Source organism: Microcella humidisoli (genome assembly GCF_024362325.1).
Taxonomy (GTDB): Bacteria; Actinomycetota; Actinomycetes; order Actinomycetales; family Microbacteriaceae; genus Microcella; species Microcella humidisoli.
In genome coordinates this window covers 1,463,681-1,489,568 of the sequence record NZ_CP101497.1, presented here as the reverse complement: position 1 = coordinate 1,489,568, position 25,888 = coordinate 1,463,681, and the positions used below count along the sequence as shown (strand labels likewise).

25 protein-coding genes are annotated in these 25,888 nt (G+C 71.7%); 13 read left to right on the top strand and 12 right to left on the bottom strand.

Annotated features, from left to right (window positions below; translation table 11 throughout):
• Positions 1 to 13: 13 nt before the first annotated feature.
• Positions 14 to 1,246, bottom strand: a complete 1,233-nt coding sequence (locus tag NNL39_RS07150) for an MFS transporter (protein WP_255158378.1) — start codon at positions 1,244 to 1,246, stop codon at positions 14 to 16.
• Positions 1,247 to 1,355: 109 nt separating this feature from the next.
• Between NNL39_RS07150 and NNL39_RS07145 the strand changes: the two genes are divergently transcribed.
• Complete coding sequence (locus NNL39_RS07145) at positions 1,356 to 2,585, top strand: low temperature requirement protein A (protein WP_255158376.1); 1,230 nt, start codon at positions 1,356 to 1,358, stop codon at positions 2,583 to 2,585.
• Here NNL39_RS07145 and NNL39_RS07140 read toward each other — a convergent pair.
• A complete protein-coding gene (locus NNL39_RS07140; protein WP_255158373.1) occupies positions 2,555 to 3,751 on the bottom strand; it encodes an MFS transporter in 1,197 nt (398 codons plus the stop codon). The two genes, NNL39_RS07145 and NNL39_RS07140, sit on opposite strands and share 31 nt — an antisense overlap.
• A 53-nt stretch (positions 3,752 to 3,804) precedes the next feature.
• Between NNL39_RS07140 and purU the strand changes: the two genes are divergently transcribed.
• The 3 genes from purU to NNL39_RS07125 are packed head-to-tail and all read left to right on the top strand — an operon-like array spanning position 3,805 to position 6,435.
• Positions 3,805 to 4,662 carry a formyltetrahydrofolate deformylase gene (purU, locus tag NNL39_RS07135; protein WP_255158371.1) on the top strand — a complete coding sequence of 286 codons (858 nt, stop codon included), beginning with the start codon at positions 3,805 to 3,807 and terminating at the stop codon, positions 4,660 to 4,662.
• Between the two features lie 10 nt (positions 4,663 to 4,672).
• On the top strand, positions 4,673 to 5,821 hold the full coding sequence (gene nagA, locus NNL39_RS07130; protein WP_255158368.1) for an N-acetylglucosamine-6-phosphate deacetylase: 1,149 nt from the start codon (positions 4,673 to 4,675) through the stop codon (positions 5,819 to 5,821).
• The gene (locus tag NNL39_RS07125) at positions 5,818 to 6,435 is read left to right on the top strand and encodes a DUF1349 domain-containing protein (protein ID WP_255158366.1); all 618 of its coding nucleotides are present in this window, start codon (positions 5,818 to 5,820) and stop codon (positions 6,433 to 6,435) included. The genes nagA and NNL39_RS07125 overlap by 4 nt, the downstream gene beginning before the upstream one ends.
• A gap of 13 nt (positions 6,436 to 6,448) precedes the next feature.
• Here the strand turns inward: NNL39_RS07125 and NNL39_RS07120 are convergent, their stop codons facing one another.
• The 7 genes from NNL39_RS07120 to NNL39_RS07090 all read right to left on the bottom strand — a co-directional run bounded on the left by NNL39_RS07120 (position 6,449) and on the right by NNL39_RS07090 (position 14,015).
• Complete coding sequence (locus NNL39_RS07120; RefSeq protein WP_255158363.1) at positions 6,449 to 7,246, bottom strand: glucosamine-6-phosphate deaminase; 798 nt, start codon at positions 7,244 to 7,246, stop codon at positions 6,449 to 6,451.
• Positions 7,243 to 8,175, bottom strand: coding sequence for an ROK family protein (locus tag NNL39_RS07115; RefSeq protein WP_322972905.1), 933 nt, complete (start codon positions 8,173 to 8,175; stop codon positions 7,243 to 7,245). The genes NNL39_RS07120 and NNL39_RS07115 overlap by 4 nt, the downstream gene beginning before the upstream one ends.
• Positions 8,172 to 9,599, bottom strand: coding sequence for a beta-N-acetylhexosaminidase (gene nagZ / locus NNL39_RS07110; RefSeq protein ID WP_255158361.1), 1,428 nt, complete (start codon positions 9,597 to 9,599; stop codon positions 8,172 to 8,174). The genes NNL39_RS07115 and nagZ overlap by 4 nt, the downstream gene beginning before the upstream one ends.
• Complete coding sequence (locus NNL39_RS07105) at positions 9,596 to 10,450, bottom strand: carbohydrate ABC transporter permease (protein WP_255158358.1); 855 nt, start codon at positions 10,448 to 10,450, stop codon at positions 9,596 to 9,598. Before NNL39_RS07105 ends, nagZ begins: the two co-directional genes overlap by 4 nt.
• Positions 10,447 to 11,433 (bottom strand): carbohydrate ABC transporter permease, encoded by a 987-nt coding sequence (locus tag NNL39_RS07100; protein ID WP_255158356.1) that lies wholly within the window; start codon positions 11,431 to 11,433, stop codon positions 10,447 to 10,449. The genes NNL39_RS07105 and NNL39_RS07100 overlap by 4 nt, the downstream gene beginning before the upstream one ends.
• A 114-nt stretch (positions 11,434 to 11,547) precedes the next feature.
• Positions 11,548 to 12,804: an extracellular solute-binding protein gene (locus NNL39_RS07095; RefSeq protein WP_255158353.1), complete on the bottom strand. Its 1,257-nt coding sequence runs from the start codon at positions 12,802 to 12,804 to the stop codon at positions 11,548 to 11,550.
• Positions 12,805 to 12,872: 68 nt separating this feature from the next.
• Positions 12,873 to 14,015 carry an ROK family transcriptional regulator gene (locus tag NNL39_RS07090; RefSeq protein ID WP_255158352.1) on the bottom strand — a complete coding sequence of 381 codons (1,143 nt, stop codon included), beginning with the start codon at positions 14,013 to 14,015 and terminating at the stop codon, positions 12,873 to 12,875.
• A gap of 157 nt (positions 14,016 to 14,172) precedes the next feature.
• Between NNL39_RS07090 and NNL39_RS07085 the strand changes: the two genes are divergently transcribed.
• The 4 genes from NNL39_RS07085 (at position 14,173) to NNL39_RS07070 (ending at position 17,546) form a co-directional block, all read left to right on the top strand.
• Positions 14,173 to 14,592 carry a hypothetical protein gene (locus tag NNL39_RS07085; RefSeq protein WP_255158351.1) on the top strand — a complete coding sequence of 140 codons (420 nt, stop codon included), beginning with the start codon at positions 14,173 to 14,175 and terminating at the stop codon, positions 14,590 to 14,592.
• Between the two features lie 131 nt (positions 14,593 to 14,723).
• Positions 14,724 to 15,158 (top strand): hypothetical protein, encoded by a 435-nt coding sequence (locus NNL39_RS07080; RefSeq protein ID WP_255158350.1) that lies wholly within the window; start codon positions 14,724 to 14,726, stop codon positions 15,156 to 15,158.
• Entirely contained in the window at positions 15,142 to 16,065 is a 924-nt protein-coding gene (locus tag NNL39_RS07075; RefSeq protein WP_255158349.1) for an FAD:protein FMN transferase, read from the top strand. Before NNL39_RS07080 ends, NNL39_RS07075 begins: the two co-directional genes overlap by 17 nt.
• On the top strand, positions 16,062 to 17,546 hold the full coding sequence (locus NNL39_RS07070) for an FAD-dependent oxidoreductase (RefSeq protein ID WP_255158348.1): 1,485 nt from the start codon (positions 16,062 to 16,064) through the stop codon (positions 17,544 to 17,546). Before NNL39_RS07075 ends, NNL39_RS07070 begins: the two co-directional genes overlap by 4 nt.
• Here the strand turns inward: NNL39_RS07070 and NNL39_RS07065 are convergent.
• Positions 17,540 to 19,435, bottom strand: coding sequence for a heavy metal translocating P-type ATPase (locus NNL39_RS07065; protein WP_255158347.1), 1,896 nt, complete (start codon positions 19,433 to 19,435; stop codon positions 17,540 to 17,542). The genes NNL39_RS07070 and NNL39_RS07065 overlap by 7 nt on opposite strands.
• 404 nt (positions 19,436 to 19,839) lie before the next feature.
• Here NNL39_RS07065 and NNL39_RS07060 point away from each other — a divergent pair, with 404 nt between their 5' ends.
• A complete protein-coding gene (locus NNL39_RS07060; protein ID WP_255158346.1) occupies positions 19,840 to 20,304 on the top strand; it encodes a hypothetical protein in 465 nt (154 codons plus the stop codon).
• Positions 20,305 to 20,365: 61 nt separating this feature from the next.
• Here the strand turns inward: NNL39_RS07060 and NNL39_RS07055 are convergent, their stop codons facing one another.
• Positions 20,366 to 21,580, bottom strand: coding sequence for an NADP-dependent isocitrate dehydrogenase (locus NNL39_RS07055; protein WP_255158345.1), 1,215 nt, complete (start codon positions 21,578 to 21,580; stop codon positions 20,366 to 20,368).
• 121 nt (positions 21,581 to 21,701) lie between these two features.
• Between NNL39_RS07055 and NNL39_RS07050 the strand changes: the two genes are divergently transcribed.
• From NNL39_RS07050 to NNL39_RS07035, 4 genes are all read left to right on the top strand, one after another.
• Entirely contained in the window at positions 21,702 to 22,154 is a 453-nt protein-coding gene (locus NNL39_RS07050) for a GNAT family N-acetyltransferase (RefSeq protein WP_255158344.1), read from the top strand.
• 25 nt (positions 22,155 to 22,179) lie between these two features.
• Positions 22,180 to 22,515 carry an MGMT family protein gene (locus NNL39_RS07045; RefSeq protein ID WP_255160909.1) on the top strand — a complete coding sequence of 112 codons (336 nt, stop codon included), beginning with the start codon at positions 22,180 to 22,182 and terminating at the stop codon, positions 22,513 to 22,515.
• Between the two features lie 73 nt (positions 22,516 to 22,588).
• A complete protein-coding gene (locus NNL39_RS07040) occupies positions 22,589 to 23,023 on the top strand; it encodes a DUF4282 domain-containing protein (RefSeq protein WP_255158342.1) in 435 nt (144 codons plus the stop codon).
• A 97-nt stretch (positions 23,024 to 23,120) separates the two neighbouring features.
• Positions 23,121 to 24,575, top strand: coding sequence for an alpha-amylase family glycosyl hydrolase (locus NNL39_RS07035; RefSeq protein ID WP_255158340.1), 1,455 nt, complete (start codon positions 23,121 to 23,123; stop codon positions 24,573 to 24,575).
• 42 nt (positions 24,576 to 24,617) lie between these two features.
• Here NNL39_RS07035 and chrA read toward each other — a convergent pair whose 3' ends face one another.
• On the bottom strand, positions 24,618 to 25,856 hold the full coding sequence (chrA, locus tag NNL39_RS07030; protein WP_255158337.1) for a chromate efflux transporter: 1,239 nt from the start codon (positions 25,854 to 25,856) through the stop codon (positions 24,618 to 24,620).
• Positions 25,857 to 25,888: the final 32 nt, after the last annotated feature.

Sequence of the window (25,888 nt, the reverse complement as noted above, 5' to 3'; positions counted from 1 at the left end):
CGGGTAGCGACGCCTACGGCGACTCGGCCTCGACGATCGCGATCGGACGGGTCACGAGCGGCACGCCGCGCGCCCGCCGCCGCGCCTCCATGATGATGAGGGCGAGGATCGCGAGCGCGAGCGCGCCCGCCTCGACCCACGGCAGCCAGGTCGTGCCCGAGAACGAGAACAGCACGGCGCCGATCGCGGCCCCGCCGCCGATGCCGATGTTGAACGAGGTCGTCAGCAGCGCCGCGCCGACGTCGCGCACGTTGGGCGAGGCCACCTGCAGCAGGCGCGTCTGCAGCAGCGTCGGCAGGCCGCCGAATGCTGCGCCCCACACGACGAACGCGATGACGACGACCACGGGAACCCCGGCGAAGAGCGCCAGAACGCTGACGGCGAGGATGACCCCCGCGAGCATCCCGTACAGCCCGCCCCGCAGGTACCGCCCGCCGACCACGCCCGCCAGCACGAGGCCGATGGCACCCGCGCCGCCGTAGAGGAAGAGCAGGATGCTGAGCGCCTCGGGCGCGAAGCCCGCGGTGTCGAGCACGAACGGCGCGATGTAGGTGTAGAAGACGTTGTGGCCCGTGACGATGATGACGACGAGCAGGCAGATGAAGAGCACGGAGGGCATCGTGGGGTCGCGCCGCACGGGCACCTTGATCTCGCCCGTCGCGAGCGTCACGCGGTGGTCCACGGCGGGCAGGAACCGGATGACGAGCACGACGAGCACGACCACGACGGCCGCGATGACGCCGAACGCGGCCCGCCACCCGAGCGCGATGCCGAGCGCGGTGCCGAGCGGCACGCCGAGCACGAAGGCCGTCGTGCCGCCCGCACTCGTGACGGCGACGGCACGCGCGAGCTGGTGCCGCGGCACGAGGTGCCCGGCGTAGGCGCCCGCGATAGCCCAGAACAGGCCGTGCGCAAGCCCACCGAGCACCCGGGCGCCGATGAGCAGCTCGTAGCTCGGCGCGATCGCGGCGAGCACGTTCGCGAGCGCGAAGACCGCGAGCACGGCGAGCAGCAGGCTCTTGCGCGAGTAGTGCCGGGTGAGCGCCGCGAGCGGGGCCGCCGAGACCACGACGGTGCCCGCGAAGATCGTGATGAGCAGGCCGATCTGCGACTCGGTGACGGCGAGGTCGCGCGCCATGACGGGCAGCAGTCCCGTCGGCAGGAACTCGCTCGTGACGAGCACGAAGATGGCGGTGGCGAGGGTGACGAGCCCGACCCAGGGGAACGGGCGATCAGCAGAAGACATGAGACGAGAAGCGCTTTCGCGGTCGGCGTAACGGGCCGACGGGTCCGGGGATGCCCGGGCGGAGCATCCACATCTACGCTAGCGCTACCGCCAGCCACCAGGAGTGCCCGTGACCCGCTACCTGCCCGTAATCCGCCTGTTCCGCAGCCGCGAGGCCGGCGCCGACCGCGTCGCGTTCATCGAGCTGTTCTTCGACCTCGTCTTCGTGTTCGCGGTCACGCAGCTCTCGCACCACCTCATCGAGCACGTGACCTTTCGGGGCGCGCTCGAGACCCTCGTGATGCTCGTGGCCGTGTGGTGGGTGTGGATCTACACGACGTGGGTCACGAACTGGATGAACCCCGAGAAGGGCCCCGTGCGGTGGATGCTCATCGCCCTGATGCTCGCCGGTCTCGTGCTGAGCACCGCGATCCCCTACGCCTTCGACGATCGAGGCCTGCAGTTCGCCCTCGCCTATCTCGTCATGCAAATCGGGCGCACCCTCTTCGTGGTCGTGAGCTATCGCCGCGTCGGCGAACCGCAGGCCGCGCTCAACCTGACGCGCATCACGATCTGGTTCGTCTACTCGGCGCCCTTCTGGATCTCCGGGGCGCTCATCGGCGGTGACCTGCAGCTCGTGCTGTGGTCGATCGCTCTCGCCATCGAGCTCTCCGCGCCGGCCGTGCGCTACTGGGTGCCGGGCATCAAGGCCTCGCCGATCGAGAGCTGGCAGGTGGCCGGCGGCCACATGGCAGAACGTGCGGGGCTGTTCATGATCCTCGCCCTCGGCGAGTCGATCATCGTCACCGGCACGCTCTTCAGCCGCGCCGAGATCACGACGTCGAGCGTGCTCGCCCTGCTCGCCGCCTTCGTCGGCACGATCTTGTTCTGGCTGCTGTACTTCAGTCACGGGGCCGAGCACGGCACCCGCTTCATCAGCGCCTCGGCGCAGACGGGTCGCATCGCGCGGCTCACCTACACCTACCTGCACATGGTGCTCGTGGGCGGGGTCGTGCTGCTCGCGGTCGGCGACGACCTCGTGCTCGCGCATCCCGATGACCCGCTCGATGCCGCCACGAACGCGATCGTCGTGGGGGCCGCGGCCCTCTACCTGCTCGGCAACCTGCTGTTCAAGCGCTCGATCGGGCGGCCGTGGCTGCGCTCGCACCTGCTCGGCATGGCGGCGCTCACGGTGCTCTGGGCCCTCGCGCCGCTCGTACCCGGCATGACGCCGCTCGCGCTCACCTGGATCGTCAACGGCATCGTCGCGCTCGTTGTCGTGATCGACGAGTACGTCTGGCCCACCGATGAGGAGGCCGAGCGCGAGGTTCAGGAGGCGGCAGACTCCGTCGAGATCTGATGGCGTGACGGGCGGGCGAGCCCGCCGACGACGGCGACGAGCCCGATCGCCGCGAGCAGCAGCGCGACAGTGACGAGCGGCAGCGCGGCGAGCGACCACGCACCGATGACGAACCCTCCGAGCAGCGCGCCCCCGCCGATACCGATGTTGAACGCGACCGTCAGCCACGCCGCCGCGATGTCGAGCAGGGCGGGGGATGCGGTCTGCAGCAGGCGCGCCTGGAAGATGACCGGCACCCCGCCCAAGAACGCGCTCCACAGCACGATCAGCACGATGACCGCGAACGGATGCGCGGCGAGCGCCGCGAGGCCCGCGACCGAGAGCCCCACGCCGACGAGCAGCACGGGCAGGAGCGCGCGCGGGAAGCGGTCGCCGAGCACGCCGGCGACCGCGACGCCGATGGCGCCCGCAGCACCGAAGAGCAGCAGGACGCCCGCCACGGCACTGCCCTCGAATCCCGCGACGTCGATGACCCAGGCCGCGATGTACGTGTAGAAGGTGGCGTGCCCGAGGGTGACGAGGACGACCGTGGTGCAGAGCACGAGCACGGGGGCGAGCGTCGCATCGCGTGCCGGTCGGCCGACGACGGCGTCGCGTGCGTGGGTGCGGTGCTCGACCGGCGGCAGCACGGCGACGATGAGCGCCGCGATCACCACGACGAGTCCGGCGATGACGGCGAACGACGCGCGCCAGCCGACGACTGACCCCAACAGCGTTCCGAGCGGCACGCCCGCGACGGTCGCCACGGTCGCACCGGACGTCGCGATCGCGACCGCGCTCGCGAGGCGTTCCGGCGGCACGAGCCGCGCGGCATACGGCGACACGACCGCCCAGAACACTCCGTGGGCGGCACCTCCGATGACGCGAGCGACCACGAGCACCGCGTAGCTGGGGGCGAGTGCGGCGACGAGGTTGGCCACGGCGAAGATGGCCAGCAGCACGATGAGAAGACGCTTGCGCGGCACCGCTCGCGTCAGGTGCGTCAGCGGCGCGGTCGCGACGACGACGGTTCCTGCGAAGACCGTGATGAGCATCCCCACCTGGGCCTCGGTGATGCCGAGCTCGTCGCGCAGCTGGGGCAGCAGCCCAATCGGCAAGAATTCGCTCGTGACCGCCACGAAGATGCCGGCCGACAGCAGCAGCAGCGATGACCAGGGCAGGCGCACGCGCTCAGCGTAGCCGCGCGGGGGCGCCGCGCCCCGGCGAATAGGCTGGACGCGTGAGCGAGACCCCCCACCACTGGATCGTGACGCTCGTCTGCGACGACCGCCCCGGCATCGTGCACGCCGTCACGGGCGCCATCGTCGCGGCCGAGGGCAACATCACCGAGCTGCAGCAGTTCTCGAGCCTCGGCTCGGGCCGCTTCTTCCTGCGACTGCAGACCGAGACGCGTGCCGACCGCGACGAGCTGCTCGCCGCACTGCAGCCCGTGATCGACCGCTACGGCATGCTGTGCCGCATCGACGCCGTCGGCCGGCCGCTGCGCACCCTCGTGCTCGTCTCGAAGGCCGCGCACTGTCTCAACGACCTCCTGTTCCGCCAGCGCAGCGGGCACCTGCCGATCGAGATACCCCTCGTGCTCGGCAACCATCCCGACCTCAGCGAGCTCGCCGCGTTCTACGACGTGCCGTTCGAGTCGCGCCCGGTCACGACGGCCGATGAGAAGGCCGCCATGGAGGCCCGCATTCTCGAGGTCGTCGAGCAGCACGACATCGAGCTCGTCGTGCTCGCCCGCTACATGCAGATCTTCTCGCCCGAGCTGTGCGCGGCGCTCGAGGGTCGCGCCATCAACATCCACCACTCTTTCCTGCCCGGCTTCAAGGGTGCGAACCCCTACGCGCGGGCGCACGCCCGCGGGGTCAAGCTCATCGGCGCGACGGCGCACTTCGTCACGAGCGATCTCGACGAGGGGCCGATCATCGAGCAGAACGTTACGCGCGTCGACCACTCCCGCTCGCCCGATGAGCTCGTCGTGATCGGCCGCGACATCGAGAGTCGCACGCTCAGCCAGGCCGTGCGCTGGTTCGCCGAAGACCGCGTGCTGCTCGACGGGCAGCGCACGATCATCTTCACCTAGGGGGTCTGCCGTGCCGACGCTGCTGACGAACGCGAGCCTGCTCGACGCCGACGGTCGGCGAGACGGCTGGGTGCTGATCGACGGCGATCGCATCGCCGCCGCCGGGCTGACGGGGGTGGATGCTCCGGCTCCCGCCACGACCACGATCGACCTGCACGGCCGCACCCTGACGCCGGGCTTCATCGACCTGCACGGGCACGGCGGCGGCGGAGCCGCCTTCGACAACGGTGCGGAGGAGATCGCCACGGCGCTCGCGGTGCACCGGTCGCACGGCACGACCCGGTCGGTCATCTCGCTCGTCGCCAATCCGCTCGTCGACGTGCGCGAGTCGCTGTCGCTCGTCGCGGGCCTCGCCGAGGCCGATCCGACGATCGTCGGCGCGCACCTCGAGGGCCCGTTCCTGGCGATCGGCCGCCGCGGCGCGCACGCCCCCGAGTTCTTGCGCCAGCCCGACCCGCAGACCATCCAGGGCCTCATCGACGCCGGGCGCGGAACCATCCGGCAGGTCACCATCGCGCCCGAGCTGCCCGGCGCCCTCGACGCCGTGCGGCAGTTCGCCGACGCCGGCATCGTCGTGGCGATCGGCCACACCGAGGCTGACGAGCACATCGCGCGGGCGGCCTTCGACGCGGGGGCGACGCTCGTGACGCACGTGTTCAACGCGATGCCGGGCATCCACCATCGCGACCCCGGCCCGATCGCGGCGGCGTTCGACGACGACCGCGTCGCGCTCGAGCTCGTCGCCGATGGCGTGCACGTGCACCCCTCGATCGTGCAGATGGTGTTCCGTGCCGCACCCCACCGGGTGGCGCTCGTCACCGACGCGATGGCGGCGGCGGGCGGGGCCGACGGGCACTACCGCCTCGGCTCGCTCAACGTCGACGTGCGCGACGGCATCGCGCACCTCGCGGACACCTCGACGATCGCCGGCTCGACGTTGACCCAGGATTCCGCGCTGCGGCACGCGGTCATGGTCGCGGGCGTGCACGAGAGCGCGGCCGTCGAGGCGCTCACGCGCACGCCCGCGTGCGTGCTCGGTCGCGACGACGAGTGGGGCTCGCTCGCCGCGGGGTACGCGGCCGACCTCGTGGTGCTCGACGAGCACTGGCGGGTCGAGCGCGTGTGGGCAGCGGGCGCGGAAGTCGGAGCGAGCGCATGAGCGGCATCGAGAACCCCGCCGAGCCGGTGTTCGCGCGCGGCACCTGGACCCGGGAGCCGGTCTCCGCAGAGATCGAGGCGACCGGCGCCCTCGTCGTCGAGGCCGCCGAGGGCAGCGACTGGTGGCGCGACACCGCATACGGCTTCCGGCATGAGAACGGGCACGCGCTGCTCGCGCCCTGGCAGCCGGACACCGCGGTCGAGGTGACGTTCGAGCTCGAGGGGTTCACGGGCCAGTTCGACCAGGCCGGCCTCGCCGTGATCGTCGACGACGCCCACTGGATCAAGGCGGGTGTCGAGCACAGCGACGGGCACCAGCAGCTCGGCGCGGTCGTGACCGTCGGGGCGAGCGACTGGTCGACCGGTCACGTCGACGACTGGGTGGGCACGGCGGTGACGGTGCGGGCATCCCGTATCGCGGATGCCGTCGTCATCCGCGCGCGGTCGTCCGCCGACACCGAGTGGCGCCTGGTGCGCGTGGCGCGATTCCCGCACGAGTCGGCGCGCATCGGCCCGATGCTGTGCGCCCCCACCCGCCCGGGCCTGCGCGTGCGCTTCCTCGACTGGCGCGTGACCGCGGCCGACACCGCGCTGCACGCCGAGGAGACCGCCTAGGCGGGTCGAGCCGTCAGAGCCCCTGCCACGCGGGCTTGTGCGCCCAGGCGTGCCGGTAGTAGTCGGCGAAGCGCAGCGCCGAGGCGGCGGCGTCGTCGACGACGACCGTGACGCGCCCGTGCAGCTGGATGGCTGAGCCGGGCAGCGACGAGGTGACGGGCCCTTCGACCGCGGCCGCGAGCGCCTCGGCCTTCGCCGCCCCGAAGGCGAGCAGCACGAGGTGCCGGGCGGCGAGGATCGTGCCGAGGCCCTGCGTGATGCAGTGCAGCGGCACCTCATCGGGCGCGGTGAAGAAGCGCGCGTTGTCGCGGCGCGTCTGCTCGGTGAGGGTCTTGACGCGCGTGCGCGAGGCGAACGACGACCCGGGCTCGTTGAAGCCGATGTGGCCCGTTGCGCCGATGCCGAGCAGCTGCAGGTCGACGCCGCGCGCCGCCGCGATCGCGGCCTCGTAACGCTCTCCCGCCTCGGCGAGCGAGGTCTCGTGGTCGGCCCCGGTCGCGGGGAGATCGTCGCCCGGCACGCGCACGCGCGCGGGGTCGAGGCCGAGCGGACCGATCACCTCGCGCTCGATGACCGCGCGGTACGACTGGGGATGCCCCGCCGGCAGCCCCACGTACTCGTCGAGGGCGAAGCCGCGCACGTCGCGCAGCAGCGCCGCGTGCGGACGCAGGGCCTCGTACACGGGCAGGGGGCTGGATCCGGTGGCGAGCCCGAGCACGGCATCCGGGCGCCGCTGCACGAGCGCGACGATCGCGTCGGCGACGAGCGCCCCGCCCGCAGCGGGGTTCGGAACGATGACGACCTCGGTCATACGCCGACCACCTCGGCGCTCGGCGCCCCCACGAGTGCGGCGCCCACGGCGCCCACCGGGCTGCCGGCCGGCACGAGCAGCACGCGCTCGGCGAGCGCGAGCGAGGCGAGGAAGGGCGAGGTGCGCGCGTCGGCGTCGAGCCGCGCGCGCACCTGCCCGAGCAGTCGATCGCCGAGAGAGCTCAGGCCTCCCCCGATGACGACCGCGTCGACGTCGACAGCGAGCACCAGGATGCGCACCGCCGCCGCCACGTTGCCGACGAGCCGCTCGGCCACGGCGGCCGCCTGCTCGTCTCCGGCCCCGGCCGCCGCGAAGAGCGCGCTCGCCGGGGCGCCGGCGCCCTGCGGCCACAGCCGCGCAAGCGCCGAGCCCGAGGCCAGGGTCTCGAGGCAGCCGCGCTGGCCGCACCGGCACAGCTCCCCCTGCGGGTCGACGGGAATGTGCCCGATCTCGCCGGCCACGCCGCGCGAGCCGCGCCACACCCGGCCGTCGAGCACGAGACCCGCCGCGAGTCCGGTGCCGAGATTGAGGTAGGCCATCGAGCGCAGCCGCGGGTCGCCGAGCAGGTGGAACGCACCGAGCGCCGCAGCATTGACGTCGTTCTCGACGACGACCGCACGGCCGAGCCGGGAGGCGAGCAGGGCGCCGAGGTCGAGCGAGTCGAGCCCCAGGTTGACCGCGTGCGCGACATGCCCCGTCGCGGGGTCGACACGGCCCGGCACGCCGACGCCGATCGAGGTGAGGGCGCTCGGGGCGACCCCGAGGTGCTCGGTGAGCTGCACGACGGCGGCGTGCGCGCTCGCGACGACCGCCTCTGCTCCGAAACCCGTGGGCAGGCGGGCCTCGGCGACGACCGCGCCCGCATCGTCGAGCGCGACGGCGTGCACCTTGGTGCCGCCGATGTCGACGCCGAGCCGCAGGGCGCTCACGAGCTGCTCCGCTCGAGCCAGTCGAGCAGCGCAGCGCCCATGGCGCGCGAAGCGCCCCACGTCACGACGTCGGCGTGCTCGCGCGCCTCGTCGGGCCAGCCCATATCGACGACGATCGTGTCGGGATGCGCAGCGCGCGACTGCGCGATGAGCGCGCGCACCCAGGCGTGACGGTGCACGCCGAGCCCCACGAGCACGGGTTGCACGCCCGGCTCGAGCGCGAGCGGCTCGCCCTCGCCGAGTTCGACGACCTCGGCCCCCGCGGCGCTCGGACCCCACGGCGCCACGCCGACCGCGATGTTGGCGACGGTGCGCAGGGCGATGAGCTGGCGGTGCGGGTGAACGACGACGCCCGGCACGGCCTCGATCGCCCCGCGCAGCACGGCGAGATCGACGGGCGGCGCGTCGTCGGCCGTGATGCCCGCGGGCACGGGAGCGGCGGCGGCGATGCGGTGCGACTCGGCGGCGAGGGCGGCCACGCGTGCGGCCGCGTCGTCGACTCGGGCGAGTGAGAGCTCGCCGCGCGCGATCGACTGCTCGACCGCGGCGACGATGTCGTCGAGCTGCGCATCCGAGTTGTCGGTGCCGATGCAGAGCAGGTCGCAGCCGGCGGCGAGCGCGCGGGCGGCGGCGGCCGGGATGCCGAGCTCGCCGCTCGCGCCGGCCATGTCGAGGGCATCCGACACGATGACACCGTCGAAGCCCAGCTCGTCGCGCAGGATCGACTGCAGGATGCGCGTCGAGAAGGTCGCGGGCCCGCTGTCGTCGACGTCGGGCAGCAGGATGTGCGAGGTCATGATCGTGCGCGCCCCCGCGGTGATCGCGGCGACGAAGGGCACGAGTTCGCGCTGGCGCAGCGCCGCGAGGTCGCCGCGCACGATCGGCATCGCGAGGTGCGAGTCGAGCTCGGTGTCGCCGTGGCCGGGGAAGTGCTTGACGCTCGCCGCGACGCCCGTCGACTGCAGGCCGCGCACCCACGCCGCCGTGTGCCGTGCGACGAGGTGCGGGTCGGCGCCGAACGAGCGCGTGCCGATGACGGGGTTGAGCGGGTTCGAGTTGACGTCGGCGTCGGGCGCCAGATCGAGGTCGATGCCCGCGAGCCGCAGCTGCCAGCCCACCGTGCGCCCGACGTGCTCGGTGAGCGCGAGGTCGTCCAGCCGGCCGAGCACGGCATTGCCCGGGTAGGGCGAGCCGACGTCGTAGAACAGCCGTGTGACGTCGCCGCCCTCCTCGTCGATCGCGACGACGGCGTGCGGGTTCGCCGCGCGAATCGCGGTGACCAGGTCGACGAGCTGCGCGCGCGAGCGGATATTGCCGCCGAACAGGCACACGCCTCCGAGCCCTGCGCGCAAGCGGTCGGCGAGCCAGTCGGGCAGCTCGGGCCCCGCGAAGCCGGGCATGAGGGTGCCGAGCACGGCGCTCATCCCTTCACCGCCCCGGCGACGAGCCCGCTCGTCATGCGGCCCTGCACGACGAGGAAGAAGATGATGACGGGGATCGCCATGAGGGTCGAGCCCGCCATGATCGCCGCCCAGTTCGTGGTCTGCGTCGCCTGCTGGAAGGTGCGCAGCCACACCGGCAGCGTCATCATCTCGGGCCGACTCATGACGACGAGGGCGAGCAGGAACTCGTTCCAGGCCTGGATGAAGGCGAAGACGCCCGTCGCGACGAGCCCCGGTGCGAGCAGCGGGAACGTCACGCGCCAGAAGGCCTGCGTGCGCGTGCAGCCGTCGATCATGGCCGCCTCCTCGAGCTCGATCGGCACCCCGTTGACGAAGCCGCGCAGCGTCCAGATCGTGAACGGCAGCACCGTCGCGACGTAGACGAGCGTGAGGCCCACGATCGTGTTGAGCAGCTGCCAGCCGTCGAGCACCCGGAAGGTGGAGACGATCATGGCCTCGCCCGGGATCATCTGGATGACGAGGATCGTCAGGATGAACGCCTTGCGGCCGCGGAACCGGAACCGGGTGACCGCGAGCGCCGCGAGGAAGGCGAACAGCAGCGCGACCATGACCGTCAGCAGCGTGACCATGAGCGAGTTGCCGAGCGCGGGCAGGAAGGGCGCGCGGCCCTCGCCACTCAGCACGAGCTCGTAGTTGCGCAGCGTGAACTCGTCGGGCCAGAAGTGCGGCACCGGGCCGCGGATGAGGTTGTTGGGCAGCAGGCTCGTGTTGAGCATCCAGTAGACCGGGAACACGCTCACGAGGAAGACGACCACGGCGATCGCGCTGAGCGCGACCTGCGTCGCCTGCCGCTTGACGAGGGCGGGGCTCACAGCGTCTCCTCCTGGATCGACTTCTTCACGTAGTAGATCGAGATCGCCATCATGATGATCACGAGGATGACCGCGATGGCACCGCCGGCCCCGAAGTCGCCCGTGCCGAGCGAGGTCTGGAAGATGTAGACGCCGATCGTGCTCGTCTGCTCGCGGATACCGCCGATGCCCTGCAGGGCGTAGATCTGCGTGAAGACCCGCAGATCCCAGATGACCTGCAGGATCGTCACGACGAGGAAGATCGACTTGAGGTACGGGAAGACGATGAGGCGGAACCGCGCGACGGCTCCGGCGCCATCGAGCTGCGCGGCCTCGAGCACCTCGTCGGGCACCTGCGTCAGACCCGCGTAGACCGTGAACGCCACGAAGGGCACGCTCTGCCACGTGATGATGATGGTCGCGACCGCGAAGAAGCTCAGCGGCTCGATGAGCCACGAGTGGCCGATGAGATCGACGCCGGGCAGCTGGCTGAGCACGTAGTTGATGACGCCGTACTGGGTGTCGAACATCCACCCCCAGACCACGACGGCCGTGAGGGCGGGCATGGCCCAGGCGAGCAGCAGGCCGACCGATACCAGCAGCCGGAAGAAGCGGCTGAGGCGCGTCATGAGCAGTGCCACGAGGGTGCCGAGCACCATGGTCAGGGCGACATTGGCGGCGGCGAACAGGATGCTGCGGCCGAGCACATTCCAGAAGACCGGGTCGCTCAGCACGGCGACGTAGTTGTCGAGACCGACCCAGGGGGCGGGGGCCCCGAAGATCTGGGCCCGACCGAACTCTTGGAACGAGATGATGACGAGCTGCAGCAGCGGCCAGCCGATGATCGCCAGCAGCACGACGCCCGTGGGCACGAGCAGCAGGGCCGGAGTCAGCGTGCGGGGCCGGCGGCGGCGCGCGGGTGGCGCGGCGCGGCCCGCGAGGGGCGGCAGGTCGGCGTGCGGCGGCGGCGATGCCGGCCGGGTGCCGATGGGTGCCAGAGCCATGGGTGCTCCTTGTAGATTGACACGGTGTCGTCACCTTCCTAGGGCGATGGTCACCGTCCGGTGGTGGCCAGGGGCAACTGGCCACCACCGGTGGGGATGAGTCGTGCTGAACCGCTAGTTGAGGATCTCGGCGATGCGAGCGTCGACCTCGGCCGCGAGGGCCTCGACGTCACCGCCCTGCGCGATCTTCACGAAGAAGTCCTGCAGCACGCCGGCCGCCTCGACCTCGGCCCAGGCGGGCGAGGCGGGGGTCAGCTTGGCGTTGCTCGCCGCTGCCGAGATCGCCTGCGCGGTCGCATCGGTGCCGATCGTGTCGCCGAGCGAGACGAGCGCGGGCACGAGGCCGGCACCGCCGAGAATCGACTGGTAGCCCTCGCTGAGCATGATCGCGAGCGCCTTCTTGGCCAGCTCGGGGTACTGCGAGTTGGCCGACACGGCGATGTTCGAGCCGCCCGCGAAGACCTGAGCGGGGCCGCCGTCGATGCCCGGCAGGGCGAACACACCGAGGGTGGCCTCCTTGTCGGGGCAGCCGGGCGCCTCGGCGTCGGCGGGGGCCAGGATGCTCCACTTGAACCAGCTCGGAGCACTGAGGTGCCCGATCTCGCCGGCGCAGAACGGCACCTGAGCCTCGGCCTCGTTGCCATCCTTCGGCGCGACCGAGGCCTCGGTCATGACCTGCTGCACCTGTGCGAGGCCCGCGAGCGACTCGGGGCTCGAGAAGCCGGGCACCCACTCGCCGCCCTCGAACGTGGCGATCTCGCCGCCGTTCTCCCAGATGTAGGGCAGGGCGTTGTACCAGTCCTGGCCGGGGAAGTAGATGCCCGAGACGCCGGGGTTGGCCTCGGCGATCGCGATGCCGTTGGCGATGTACTCGTCGAGCGTCGTCGGAACCTCGAGGCCGAGCTGCTCGTAGAGCGCGGTGTCGTAGAACACGACGCGCGCGCCCGAGTAGTACGGCGCCGCCGAGAAGACCCCGTCGTAGGTGCCGGCCTCGACGAACCCGGGCAAGAGGTCGTCACCGCCGAGCGCCTCGAAGTCGGCGGTCAGGTCGAGGAACGCACCGGCGCTCGTGAAGGCGGCCGCCTGCGTGTTGCCGACCTCGACGACGTCGGGGCTGTCGCTACCCGAGAGGCTCGTCGTGAGCTTGTCGACGAGCCCTCCCCAGGCCTGCTCCTCGATCACGAGGGTGTTGCCGGGGTTCTCGGCCTCGAAGGTCTCGACGAGGTAGTCGCGGGCCTCCTGCGGGGTGTCGGTGCCGACGAGCCAGACGCGGATCTCGGCGCCGGTGGTGGCCTCGGGGGCCTCCGTGGCGCAACCCGCGAGGGCGAGCGCGGCGGCCGCGCCGAACGCGACAATGCTGAGCTTTCTCATGGTGCGTACCTTTCCTAGGGCGATGGTCGTGCCGGCCCGACGGCCGGCACCCGTGGTGCAGGGGCCCCTCACGAGACCCCGAGGCGCGCGGAGAGCACCATGACGGCAGCGCCGCGCATCACGATGTCGTCTCCGAGCGTGGTCAACCGCACCGTCAGGTCGCCGTGGAACTGCTCCATGGTGCGCTGACGGAGGGTGTCGACGGTCGCCTCAGCGAGGCTCCCGTCCAGCAGCTCGACGGGGCCCGAGAGCACCACCTCGCTGAGATTGAGGGCCACGACGATGGGGGCCAGGGCGATGCCGAGACGCTCGCCGGCCTGGCGCAGCACCGCCTCGCGCGGCTCGCCCGCGGCGAGGCGCGCCCGCAGTCGCGGCACCGCGAGCCAGGTCTCGAGGCAGCCGTGCTTGCCGCACGCGCAGGCCTCGCCGCCATCGGTGCCGACGACAACGTGCCCGATCTCGCCGGCCGCGAAGCGCGAGCCGAACAACGGAGTGCCGTCGAGCAGCAGCCCCGCGCCGACGCCGTAGCCGATCATCACCAGCATGAGGTCGGCGGATGCTCCGCCGAAGCCGTACTCGGCGAGCGCCGCGGCGTTCGCGTCGTTGGCGACGATCACGGGCAGCCCGAGCTCGGCCTGCAGGCGCGCCTGCAGGGGCAGATCGCTCCAGCCGCGGTTGGGGGCCGTGAGCACGCATCCGGCGAGGTCGACGATGCCGGGCGATCCGATGCCGACGCCGAGCACGGGCCGGTCGGCGAGCGCCGTCAGTTGGCGGGTGAGGGCGAGGGCCGCGGCCGCGGCGTCCTCGCCCACGAGGCCGCGCGCATCGACCTCGCGACGCTCGAGGATCATGCCGTCGAGGTCGATGAGGGCGCCGCGGAACACCTCGGTATCGCCGAGGTCGATGCCGACGATGCGGTGGCCGTCGCGGTTGAGGTCGAGCAGTGTCGCGGGCTTGCCGGGGCGGCTCGCGTCGACACGCGTGCCGAGCTCGAGCGCGAGCCGCTCGTCGATGAGCTCGGCGACGAGGTCGCCCACGGTCACGCGCGTGAGGGCCGTCTCGCGGGCGAGGTCGGCACGGCTCAAGGGGCCCGAGCGGTAGAGGGTCTGCAGCACGAGGGATCGGTTGTGCGCCCGGGCCTGCTCTGGCAGCACCTTGACGCTCGGACGCAGCACGCGGCGCGGCCCGAAGCTGTCGACATCCATCGTCATGTTTGTTAGTAAACCTTACGAACATAAATGTCGCAAGGGCCAGATTCTCGGCGCGCGCTTACCCGCAGCCCGCACGCTGGAGAGCAGGCCGCGACAGTGAGGAGCATCGGTGAACCGGAGGACGAGGACAGCCCGCGCCGGGAGCATCGGCACGGCAGTGCCCCTCAGCACCCTCGCGCTGCTCGGCACCCTCACCGGGTGCGCGGCCGCCGCCGAGCAGGTCGCCGCACCGGAACCCGCCGACGACGCGACGCGGGAGACGGCCGCCGTCGACGCCAGCTACCGCGACGGCAGCTATCGCGCCGATGGCGCCTACCAATCGCCCGCGGGCGGCGAGAGCATCATCGTCGTGCTGCAGCTCGAGAACGACATCGTGACCGACGTCGAGATCGGCCTGTACCCCACGAGCGCGACCAGCTCGACCTACCAGGCGGAGTTCGCGAGCGGCATCGGCGAGCTCGTCGTCGGGCAGGACATCGACTCGCTCGACGTCACCGTCGTCGCGGGGTCGTCGCTCACCTCCACCGGGTTCCGTGCGGCGCTGGCGTCGATCAAGGCGGAGGCGGTCGAGAGCTGAGCCCGTCGAGAGCCGCGTGCGCGGCATGCGGCAAACCCTTGAGGCGAGTACAGCGAATACCCACCGAGACCCGACAGGCTGATGACCGTCGGCTGAGTGCCGCCTGAACCCCGCGACGCCCTGGAGAACCGATGACCCGCATGCTGACCACGAGCGCCCGCACGACTGCCGCGCGCATCGCCGCCCCGATCGGCGCCACCGCCGCCCTGCTCGGCACCCTCACGGGGTGCTCGACCGCGGCCGGCACCGACGTGCCCGTCGACGCGAGCTACCGCGACGGCACCTACCAGGCGAACGGCACCTACCAGTCGCCCAACGGCAACGAGAACATCATCGTCGTGATCGAGCTCGAGAACGACCTCGTCACCGACGTCGAGATCACGGTCAACCCCAACAACCCGACGACGGCCAACTATCAGGGCCAGTTCGCCGACGGCATCGGCGCCCTCGTGATCGGGGAGGACATCGACACCCTCGATGTCACCGTCGTCGCGGGCTCCTCGCTCACGAGCAACGGCTTCCGCGAGGCCCTCACGGCGATCAAGGCGGATGCGCTCGAGAGCTGAGGCCGCGGCGCCCACGAGCTTCGACGCGATCGGGGCGCCGTGGCGCATCGGCGTCGGCGGCGCGCAGACCCCCGTGGCCTCGCTCGGAGCGCCGCTCGCCGATGACGACCTCGCCGCCGTGCTCGAGCGGATCGAGCGCTTCGACCGCGAATGGTCGAGGTTCCGCGACGACTCGCTCGTCAGTCGCATCGCCCGCGACGCCGGCTCGTGGCGACTGCCCGCCGACGCCGAGCCGCTGCTCGACCTCTACGAGCAGCTGCACGCGCTGACGGATGCGCGGCTCAGCCCCCTCGTCGGCGCCTCGCTCGAGCGCCTCGGCTACGACGCCGCCTACCGCTTGACCCCGAGCGGCGGTCCCCTGCCGGCGCCGAGCTGGGTGGACTCGATCGCCCTGCGCCGCACGGCCGACGGGCTCCAGCTCGACACTGTGGCTCCCGTGCTGCTCGACGTCGGCGCCGCCGGCAAGGGCTATCTCGTCGACCTCGTCGGCGACCTGCTCGCCGCCCGCGGCGTGACCGAGACGCTCGTCGATGCGAGCGGCGACGTGCGCATACGGGGTGGGCGCAGTATCCGGATCGCCCTCGAGAACCCGGCCGACCCGACGAAGGCGGTCGGCGTGGCCGAGCTGCACGATGCCGCTCTCTGCGCCTCTGCGCTCACTCGCCGTTCGTGGGGTGCCGGGCTTCACCACATCGTCGACGCCGTCACCGGGCGGCCGGTCGCCGACGGCATCATCGCCACCTGGGTCGTCGCCGATTCGGCACTGGTCGCCGACGGCCTCGCCACGGCCATGTTTCTCACCGATCCGGCGCGTCTATCCGCAGCGTTCTCGTTCGAGTGGGTTCGACTGAGCATCGACGGTCGCCTCGAGGCGAGCGCGGGGTTTCGAGGGGAGCTGTTCGCATGAGAGCACGGGTTGATGCGCTGACCGGCCGCGTGAGCATGTACCGGCTCGCGACCATCACGCTCGCGATCCTGCTCGCCCAGGCGGTGCTCTTCGGGTTCCTCGACGTGATCGGCCCCGACGGATACGCCATCCTCGGCACGCTCGGCGTCGTCGTCGTCGCGACGCTCGGCGCCAACGAGATCGCCGCGCGGCTCGCGCACGTCGTGCCGCACCGCGAGTCGAGCGTCATCACGGCGCTCATCGTCACGTGCATCGTGCAGCCGAGCCTGACCACACCGGGCCTCATCGCCGCAGCAGGCGCCGGCGTGCTCGCGGCGCTCTCGAAGTACCTCATCGTGTGGCGCGGGCGCCACTTGCTCAACCCGGCCGCCACGGGCGTGCTCATCGCGGGCATCATCGGCTACTACGCCGGCCAGGGGGTCGGGTTCTGGTGGGTCGCGACGCCCGCCCTGCTGCCCGCCGTCGCGGTCGGCGCTCTGCTGCTGCTCGACCGCACCCGCCGACTCGACGTCGGGCTCATCTTCATCGGGCTCACGATCGTGCTCATCGGCATCCGGCTCGTCGTGACAGGCACGGCACCGCTCGGCGCGATCACGACCGTGCTGCAGCTGTTCCCCGTGGTCTTCCTCGCGGGCTTCATGCTGAGCGAACCCGTGACCCTGCCGCCACGGCGCTGGCAGCAGTGGCTGACCGCCGCGGTCGTCGCCGTGGCCTTCTCGGTGCCGTTCGGCTTCGGACCGATCTACACCTCGCCCGAGCTCGCCCTCGTGCTCGGCAACATCGTGGCCTTCGCCGTGTCGCGTCGCGAGGGCTTCTCGGTGCGGCTGGTCGACCGCGCGGCGCTGTCGCCGTTCGCGACCGAGTACCGCTTCGAGCCGTCCCGCCCCCTGCGCTTCGAGGCGGGGCAGTACCTCGAGCTGCATCTTCCGCACGCTGCCGACATCCGCGGCATGCGCCGAACCTTCTCGATCGCCTCCGCCCCCGAGCGCGCGGTCGCCGACGAGCCGCGTCTCACGATCGGCATCCGCACTCCCGAGGGCGGCAGCTCGTTCAAGGCGGCCCTCGGCACCCTCGAGCCGGGCACGCGCATCGCGGCGACGCAGACGGCCGGCGACTTCCTGCTGCCGCGCGATGCGGGCATCCCGCTCGTCATGGTCGCCGGGGGCATCGGCATCACGCCCTTCGCGAGCCAGCTCGCGAGCCTCGCCGAGCGGGGCGAGCAGCGCGACATCGTGCTCGTCGTGATCTCGTCGAACCCAGGAGAGGTGCTGTACCGAGACGTGATCGACGCCGCCGGAACGCGCCTCGTCGAGCTGGCTCCCGACCAGCTGTCGGCGGATGCCCTCCGGGAGCTGATCCCCGACCTCGCCGCGCGGCGCGGGTACGTCTCCGGCGCGCCCTCCGTCGTCGCGGCAGCCCGCACGGCCCTCCGACGGGCCGGAGTCCGCCGCGTGCGCACGGACTACTTCGCCGGCTACTGACCCGACGGCAGCACGGGCACGCCGCGGCGTGACGGCATGACATCGAGCCCCGGCACGGGCGCCGCGCCGGCGCGCACCGCACGCAGGGCTCCGAGGATGGCCACGAGGTCGACGACTTCCTGCAGGGCGGCTCCCGCGATCGCCGGCAGCAGGCCGACGGCCGCGACGAGCATGAGCCCGATCGAGATCGCGATGCCGAGCCAGATGCTCTGCAGGGCGATGCGCACGGTGCGCTGCCCGATCGCGACGGCACGCGCGACGCGCGAGATGTCGTCGAGCAGGATCACGACGTCGGCCGACTCGCTGGCGGCCGTCGAGCCCCTCGCCCCCATGGCGATGCCGACGTCGCTCACGGCGAGCACGGGCGCGTCGTTGACACCATCGCCGACCATGACGACCGGGCGCGGCTGCGCCTCGCGGATGATGCGCACCTTGTCGTCGGGGAGGCACTCGGCGTGCACTTCGCTGATGCCGAGGCCCGCCGCGATCGGTTCCGCGGTCGCGGCGATGTCGCCCGTCACCATGAGCGTGCGCGTGACCCCGAGGGTGCGCAGGGCATCGAGAGTGGCCGCGGCATCGTCGCGCACCGCATCCCGCAGCACCACGACGCCCGCGAACCGCCCGTCGATCGCGGCGTAGATCACGGCCTCGCCGCTCTCACCGGTGCGCCGCACCACATCGGGCGCATGGTCGCCGACGAACGCGGGTTTGCCGACGACCACCTCGCGACCGCCGATCATGGCGATCACGCCGTGAGCGGGGACCTCGCGCGCGTCCGTCGAGTCGAGCAGCGCGAGCTCGCGGTCGACCGCCGCCTGCTGCAGCGAGTCGGCGAGCACGTGCGAGGAGTAGCGCTCGGCCGAGGCCACGAGCTGCACGAGCTCGTCGTGCTCGAAGCCCGGCTCGGCGTGCGCTCCGACGACGACCGGCCGACCCAGGGTGAGGGTGCCCGTCTTGTCGAAGGCGACGGTGCGGGCCCGCGCGAGCTTCTCGAGCGAGCCGGCATTCTTCATGACGATGCCGCGCTTGGCTGCACTGCTCATGCCGCCCATGAAGGCCACGGGTGCGGCGATCAGCAGAGGGCACGGGGTGGCGACGACGAGCACTTCGGCGAAGCGCACCGGGTCGCCGCTGAGGGCCCAGGCGACACCCGCGATGCCGAGCGACACGGCTGTGAACGGCAGGGCGTAGCGGTCGGCCAGCCGCACGAGAGGGGCCTTGCTGCTCGCGGCGTCGCGCACCAGCTCGACGATGCGCTGGTACTGCGAGTCGGCGGCCAGGGCCGTCGCCACGACCTCCACGGCGACCGGCCCGTTGACCGAGCCGCTCATCACCGCGTCTCCGGCGGTCTTGTCGACCGGCAGGCTCTCGCCCGTGAGCGACGACTCGTCGAAGCCGCCGAGCGGGCTCGCGAGCTCGGCGTCGACCGGCACGATCTCGGCGGGCCGCACGAGCAGACGATCGCCCGTGCGCACCTGGTCGGCGGCCACATCGACGATCGAACCATCCGCCTCGATGCGGTGGGCGAGCTGAGGCACCCGGTCGAGAAGCGCGCGCAGCTCGCGCTGGGCGCGGCCCGCGGCCGCGACCTCGAGGGCCTCTCCGCCCGTGAGCATGAGCACGATGACGAGGCTCGCCCAGTACTCCCCCACGACGATCGTGCTGACGATCGCCGTGACGGCGAGGATGTCGAGGCCGAACTGCTTCGACAGCAGCCCGCGGATCATGCGCACCGCCTCGACGCCCGCGATCGCGAGCGCGTAGAGCGAGATGAGCCAGCGCGCGGCCGGCTCGAGTCCCGAGGCGACGAGCACGCCCGCGACGAGCCCGATCGCGACGGTCACGGCGACGAGGGGGAAGCGGCGCACGAGCGCGAAGAGTCGGGTCACGACTCCGGTCTAGCGCGATTCCACCGGCGCCACCAGGGCCAGAGGGCTCTTCTCCGCGATGGAACGCGATCCGCACCTCGAGCGGCCGCCGTGAGGCGCCCGGGTCGGGTCGGGTCTAGCCGCAGGTGCAGCGCTGCGCGGCAGGCACTCCGTCGAGCGCTTGCTCGATGTGCTGGCCGCAGCCCGACCAGGTGACCTTGCCGCAGACCGAGCAACGGGCGGGTGAGCACATGGGGATTTCCTTTCGGAGGACGAGGGGCGCTGAACACGCATCGTCAGAATACCCCCCGGGGTATATTCTCGCAACCGTGCCGTGCTCGATCCCACCGCCCTCCCGACGAGTCGAGAAGCCCTCACTCTGGCTTAGGCTGGGCAGACTGTTCACATTGACCCCTGGGGGAATCATGCAGCACCACCCTCGCGCTTCGCTGCTCACGGCGACCGCGGCCCTGACGATCGCACTCATCGCCGGGTGCTCGAGCCCCGCATCGCTCGACGATTCCGCCGTCGAACCCGCCCCTGCTCCCGCGGAGCAGAGCGTGACAGAGGCCTGCAACGAGATCCTCAACCCGATCGTCGACCTCGGCACACAGCTGCAGGCGCTCGAAGAGAACGCGACCTCCGACCCGCAGTCCGTCGTCGACGGGTTCACCGAAGCGGCAACCGAACTGAAGGCCGTCTCGTCATCACTCGACAACGCCGAAGTGCAGTCCACGCTGGACACCGCGATCGCCTCGCTCGACGGCGTCTCCACGTCGCTCCAGGCGATCATCGATGACCCCGAGAACGCTGACATCGACGCATTCCAAGACTCGCTCAGCAGCATCGTCGCCGACTTCGGCGCCATCGACACCCTCTGCGGCGGCTGAGCCCCTGCGGCAACGACGACGGGCCCCGCACCACGGTGCGGGGCCCGTCGTGTGAGCCGGCTCAGCCCAGGCGCGTCTTCAGGTTCTCGTCGAGCGCCGCGAGGAAGTCCTCGGTCGTCAGGTACGGCTGCTCGGAGCTGATGAGAATCGCGAGGTCCTTCGTCATCTTGCCGCTCTCGACCGTCGTGATCACGACATCCTCGAGGGTCTCGGCGAAGGTGATGAGCGCCTGGTTGCCGTCGAGCTTGCCGCGGTGCATGAGGCCGCGGGTCCACGCGAAGATCGAGGCGATCGGGTTCGTCGACGTCGGCTTGCCCTGCTGGTGCATGCGGTAGTGGCGCGTGACCGTGCCGTGGGCGGCCTCGGCCTCGACGACCTTGCCGTCGGGGCTCGTCAGCACGCTGGTCATGAGACCGAGCGAGCCGAAGCCCTGCGCCACGGTGTCGCTCTGCACGTCGCCGTCGTAGTTCTTGCAGGCCCAGACGTAGCCGCCCTCCCACTTCATGGCCGAGGCGACCATGTCGTCGATGAGGCGGTGCTCGTAGGTGATGCCGGCGGCCTCGAACTGCGCCTTGAACTCGGTCTCGAAGACCTCCTCGAACAGATCCTTGAAACGGCCGTCGTAGGCCTTGAGGATCGTGTTCTTGGTCGAGAGGTACACGGGGTAGTTGCGGGCGAGGCCGTAGTTCAGCGAGGCGCGCGCGAAGTCGCGGATCGACTCGTCGAGGTTGTACTGCACCTGGGCCACACCGCTGCCGGGCGACTGGTAGACCTCGAACTTCAGGGGCTCGGAGCCGTCTTCGGGCGTGAACTCCACGGTGAGCGTGCCCTTGCCCTCGAAGCGGAAGTCGGTGGCGCGGTACTGGTCGCCGAAGGCGTGGCGGCCGATGATGATCGGCTTGTTCCAGCCGGGCACGAGGCGCGGGATGTTCGAGATCACGATCGGCTCGCGGAAGATGACCCCGCCGATGATGTTGCGGATGGTGCCGTTGGGGCTCTTCCACATCTTCTTGAGGCCGAACTCTTCGACGCGGGCCTCGTCGGGCGTGATCGTGGCGCACTTGACGCCCACACCGTGCTTGATGATGGCGTGCGCGGCGTCGATCGTCACCTGGTCGTCGGTCGCATCCCGGTGCTCGATGCCGAGGTCGTAGTACTCGAGCGTGAGGTCGAGGTAGGGGTGGATCAGGCGGTCCTTGATGAACTGCCAGATGATGCGGGTCATCTCGTCGCCGTCGAGCTCGACGACCGTTCCTTCGACCTTGATCTTCTCCACGAGGGGGTGCCTTTCCGTTGGTGATGTGCCGCCCGCCAGCCTACCGGCTCCCCCGGGTTGTCTCGATATCGAGATACATCAGCGCCCCCGCCGATCAGAGGCACCGTCTACCCTGGGGTGCATGGGGAGCTTGAGACTGGAAGAACTGTCGGCCAAGACGATCGTGGCGGCGAACGGCCTGACGCTCAGACCGGGGCAGGAGCAGTTCGTCACGCCCGTCTCGTATTCGGCGGCCGACGCCTACGTGAACCCGACGACCACCTGGGCGCGCGTGGTGCTCGACGGCGACGACGTCGTCGGCTTCATCCGCGGCAACTTCGACGCCGAGAACCCGAAACCCGAGTTCCGCAGCTGCATCTGGCGCATCAACGTCGACGCGACGGCGCAGGGGCGCGGCATCGGCAAGTTCGCGGTGCATGAGCTCGCCGAAGAGGCGCGCCAGCGCGGATTCCACACCGTCACGGTCATCTGGGAGACCGGCGACGACGGCCCGGGCGAGTTCTTCCGTCGCATCGGCTTCGTCGAGACGGGCGAGACCGAGTACGGCGAGAAGATCGGCTCGCTCACCATCTGACCACTCGGTGGCGATCGATCACGGGATGCCCGCCGCGAGCGAGGTGCCCCTCGACTTCGGCGGTGCCGTGCTGCTCGTGGTCGACGGCATCCCGCCCGGCCGCGTCATGACCTACGGCGACGTGGCCGCCGAGCTCGGCTCACGCGGCGCTCGCGCGGTCGGCCGGGTGATGGCGACGGAGGGCTCGAGCGTGCCGTGGTGGCGCGTCGTGCGGGCGGATGGCCGCCCACCCGCGGGGCATGAGGCCGAGGCGCTCGCGCACTACTGCGCCGAGGGCACGCCGCTGCGCGCGGCTGGCGCCGATGAGCCCGCGCACGCCTACCGGCTCGACCTGTCGACGGCGCGCTGGGCCCCGTCGTAGCGCCGAACGCTCCGCGGCGATACTGTGCCGTGCAGCGGCGCGTGCCGCGCATCCCCACCCCTCGGAGGCCTTCGTGACCGACTCGTCCACCCCCGCACCGCGCCGCCGCACCCCGAAGGCCGCCGAGCCGGTCGAGACCCCGGCCGAGACGGCCCCCGCCGAGCAGACCCTGTCGATCGACGTGAGCGCCGTGCCGGGCTTCTTCCGGGCCCTCGTCGACTTCCGGTTCACGACGTTCATCACGCGGCGCATCGCGGGCTTCATCTACGCCATCCTGCTCGTCAGCATCGTGCTCTCGGGACTCATCGCCTTCTTCAGCATCGTCGTGACGGGCGTGGGGCTCATGACGGGCGGGCAGCCCGTCTCGGGCGTGCTCACGGTGCTCGGTGCGCTCGTGCTCGTGCCGATCGCGACGCTCGTCGCGGTCGTGCTCGCGCGCATGATCGTCGAGGTCAACGTGGCGCTCGTGGCGATCGCCGAGAACACGGCGGGGCTGCGCCGCCCCTAGGCCCGGCCAGGAGGCGGGGCCGAGGAGGTCGCGGCGCCGTGCGCTACAGTCGGTGCAAGCGCTTGCACTCGGCGAGCGTCCGACGAGGGGGTCCGGCATGCTGCGCTCACTGCTCGCCGCGACGGCGGCGGCAGCCCTGCTGTTGACGGCCGGCTGCACTCCCGCCGCCGCGCCGCCCGAGCCCGCCGAGCGACGCGATGCGGGCATCCTGCTGTTCCAATGGGGCTGGGATGCGATCGCCGAGGAGTGCCCCGCACTCGCCGAGATCGGCATCGACTGGGTGCTCACGAGCCCGCCGCAAGAGCACGTCGTGCGCGACGAGTGGTGGGGGCACTACCAGCCCGTGAGCTACCGCATCGAGTCGCGGCTCGGCACGCGCGATGAGTTCGCCGCCATGGTCGCGACGTGCGCCGAGCACGACGTCGACATCGTCGCCGATGCCGTGATCAACCACATGACGGGCCTCGGCACGCCCGGCACGGGCTGGGCCGGCAGCGCGTACGAGCACTACTCCTACCCCGACATCTGGGGCCCTGACGACTTCCACCGGTGCACCGAGTCGCCGACGGGCGACATCATCGACTACCGCGACGCCGCCGAGGTGCAGACCTGCGAGCTCGTCAACCTCGCCGACCTGCGCACGGGCGAGCCGAGCGTGCAGCAGCGCCTGCGCGCCTACCTCGACGACCTGCTGTCGCTCGGCGTCGCGGGGTTCCGCATCGACGCGGCCAAGCACATGGCGCCCGACCACATCGCCGCGATCGTCGACGGTCTGCCCGCGGGCACGCGCGTGTACCAGGAGGTCATCCGCGGCCTCTCCGAACCCGTGCAGCCCGAGCAGTACCTCGCCACCGGCTCGGTCTGGGAGTTCACGTACGCCCGCACGCTCACGAGCATGGTCGAGAGCGGCCGACTGAACCCCGACGTCGTCTTCGGCCCCGAGGGCGGTTCGGTGCCGAGCGAGCAGGCGATCAGCTTCGTCGACAATCACGACACCGAGCGCAACGGCGAAACCCTGTCGTACGCCGACGGCGAGCAGTACGCGCTCGCCCTCGCGTTCCTGCTCGCCCACCCGTACGGCACGCCCCAGCTCACGAGTGGCTACGCCTTCGCCGGTCGGGATGCGGGGCCGCCGCTCGACACCGATGGCCGGGTGCTGCCGGCCTCGTGCGCCGATGCCGCGCCGTCGCCGCAGCCGCGATACGAGCCCGGCACATGGGTCTGCCCGCAGCGGTGGGATGTCGTGCGCGGCATGCTCGCCTTCCGCCAGGCGGTCGGCGACGCACCGCTCACCGACAGCGTCGAGTTCGTGCAGGCCGACGATGCCGCGCTCGAGCACGTGACGGGCTTCGGGCGCGGCGCTTTCGGCTTCGCCGCGTTCAACGCCGCAGCGACGAGCGCGACCGCGACCTTCGAGACCTCGCTCGCGCCGGGCCGCTACACCGAGGCCGTATCGGGAGCCGTCATCGAGGTCGACGGCGCCGGCCGCTTCACGGCCGAGGTTCCCGGCTTCGGCGTCGTCGCCCTGCACGTGGGCGCCGTCGAGCGCTGAGCGCGGTCAGAACGCGGGTCTCGGTCAGAACGCCGGTCTCGGTCAGAACGCGGAGAGCAGCATGCCGCCGCCGGCACCCACGATGACGACCGCCCACGCGGGCACCCGGACGACGACGAGCAGCACCGTGCACAGCACCGCGAGCGCGATCGTCGGCGCGTCGACGAGCGCGCTCGTCATGACGGGGTCGTAGAGCGCCGCCGCGAGCACGCCGACGACCGCGGCGTTCGCGCCGCGCACGAGCGCCTGCACCGCAGGCCGCCCCTGCAGCGCGCCCCAGAAGGGCAGCACGCCGGCGATGAGCAGCAGCCCCGGCAGGAAGATCGCCACGAGCGCCACGACGGCCAGCAGCACGCCCTCGGCGCCGGGCGCGATCGAGGCCCCGAGGAAGGCGGCGACGGTGAAGAGCGGGCCCGGCACGGCCTGCGCCGCGCCGTAGCCGGCCAGGAACTGCTGCTCGCTCACCCACCCCGGCGCGACGACCGCCGATTCGAGCAGCGGCAGCACGACGTGCCCGCCGCCGAACACGAGCGCCCCGGCGCGGAAGAACCCGTCGGCGACGGCGAGCGGCACGCTCGGCGCGAGCGCGGCGAGCACCGGCAGCGCCACGAGCAGCAGGGCGAGCAGGCCCAGGCTCGCCGCCCCGGCGCGACGCGAGATCGGGATGCGCACCGCCCCCGCGACCGGGGCCGCCCCCGCGCGGCACAGCAGCAGGCCGAGCACGGCGCCGGCCGCGATCGCCGCAAGCGTCGCCCACCCGGAGCCGACGAGCAGCACGAGCGCACCCGCGCCGACCGCGATCGCCGCACGCCGCAGGTCGGGCGTGAGCGTGCGCGCCATGCCGAGCACGGCGTGCGCCACGACCGCCACAGCGACGACCTTCAGCCCCGCGATGAGCCCCTCGGCGAGCGGCCCGTCGAGCAGCGGCGCTCCCAGCGCCGCGAGCACGAGCAGCACCGCACTCGGCAGCGTGAACGCCGCGAACGCGGCGAGCCCGCCGAGCAGGCCCGCGCGATGCAGCCCGAGCGCGAACCCGACCTGGCTCGACGCCGGGCCGGGCAGGAATTGCGCGAGCGCGACGAGGTCGGCGTACCCCTGCTCGCTGATCCACCGCCGGCGTACCACGAGGCGCTCGCGGAAATAGCCGAGGTGCGCCACGGGTCCGCCGAACGACGTGAGGCCGAGCACCGTGAACTGGCCGAGCACCTCGAGCGCCGAGCCGCGTGGAGCAGCCGCGGCGTCGTCGGACTCGAGCGCAGCATCCACGGGCCGATCGGTCACACGGCGAACCCTACCCAGGCGGCGTGAACGGC

Bases quoted from the DNA above. Each gene is read 5' to 3' on its own strand.
- NNL39_RS07050 (WP_255158344.1), top strand. From the start codon at position 21,702: ATGGGGAGCTTGAGACTGGAAGAACTGTCGGCCAAGACGATCGTGGCG.
- NNL39_RS07120 (WP_255158363.1), bottom strand. From the start codon at position 7,246: ATGACCGAGGTCGTCATCGTTCCGAACCCCGCTGCGGGCGGGGCGCTC.
- NNL39_RS07080 (WP_255158350.1), top strand. From the start codon at position 14,724: ATGACCCGCATGCTGACCACGAGCGCCCGCACGACTGCCGCGCGCATC.
- NNL39_RS07045 (WP_255160909.1), top strand. From the start codon at position 22,180: ATGCCCGCCGCGAGCGAGGTGCCCCTCGACTTCGGCGGTGCCGTGCTG.
- NNL39_RS07060 (WP_255158346.1), top strand. From the start codon at position 19,840: ATGCAGCACCACCCTCGCGCTTCGCTGCTCACGGCGACCGCGGCCCTG.
- nagZ (WP_255158361.1), bottom strand. From the start codon at position 9,599: ATGAGCGCCGTGCTCGGCACCCTCATGCCCGGCTTCGCGGGGCCCGAG.
- NNL39_RS07100 (WP_255158356.1), bottom strand. From the start codon at position 11,433: ATGGCTCTGGCACCCATCGGCACCCGGCCGGCATCGCCGCCGCCGCAC.
- NNL39_RS07075 (WP_255158349.1), top strand. From the start codon at position 15,142: ATGCGCTCGAGAGCTGAGGCCGCGGCGCCCACGAGCTTCGACGCGATC.
- NNL39_RS07090 (WP_255158352.1), bottom strand. From the start codon at position 14,015: ATGACGATGGATGTCGACAGCTTCGGGCCGCGCCGCGTGCTGCGTCCG.
- NNL39_RS07125 (WP_255158366.1), top strand. From the start codon at position 5,818: ATGAGCGGCATCGAGAACCCCGCCGAGCCGGTGTTCGCGCGCGGCACC.
- NNL39_RS07150 (WP_255158378.1), bottom strand. From the start codon at position 1,246: ATGTCTTCTGCTGATCGCCCGTTCCCCTGGGTCGGGCTCGTCACCCTC.
- NNL39_RS07035 (WP_255158340.1), top strand. From the start codon at position 23,121: ATGCTGCGCTCACTGCTCGCCGCGACGGCGGCGGCAGCCCTGCTGTTG.
- NNL39_RS07095 (WP_255158353.1), bottom strand. From the start codon at position 12,804: ATGAGAAAGCTCAGCATTGTCGCGTTCGGCGCGGCCGCCGCGCTCGCC.
- NNL39_RS07070 (WP_255158348.1), top strand. From the start codon at position 16,062: ATGAGAGCACGGGTTGATGCGCTGACCGGCCGCGTGAGCATGTACCGG.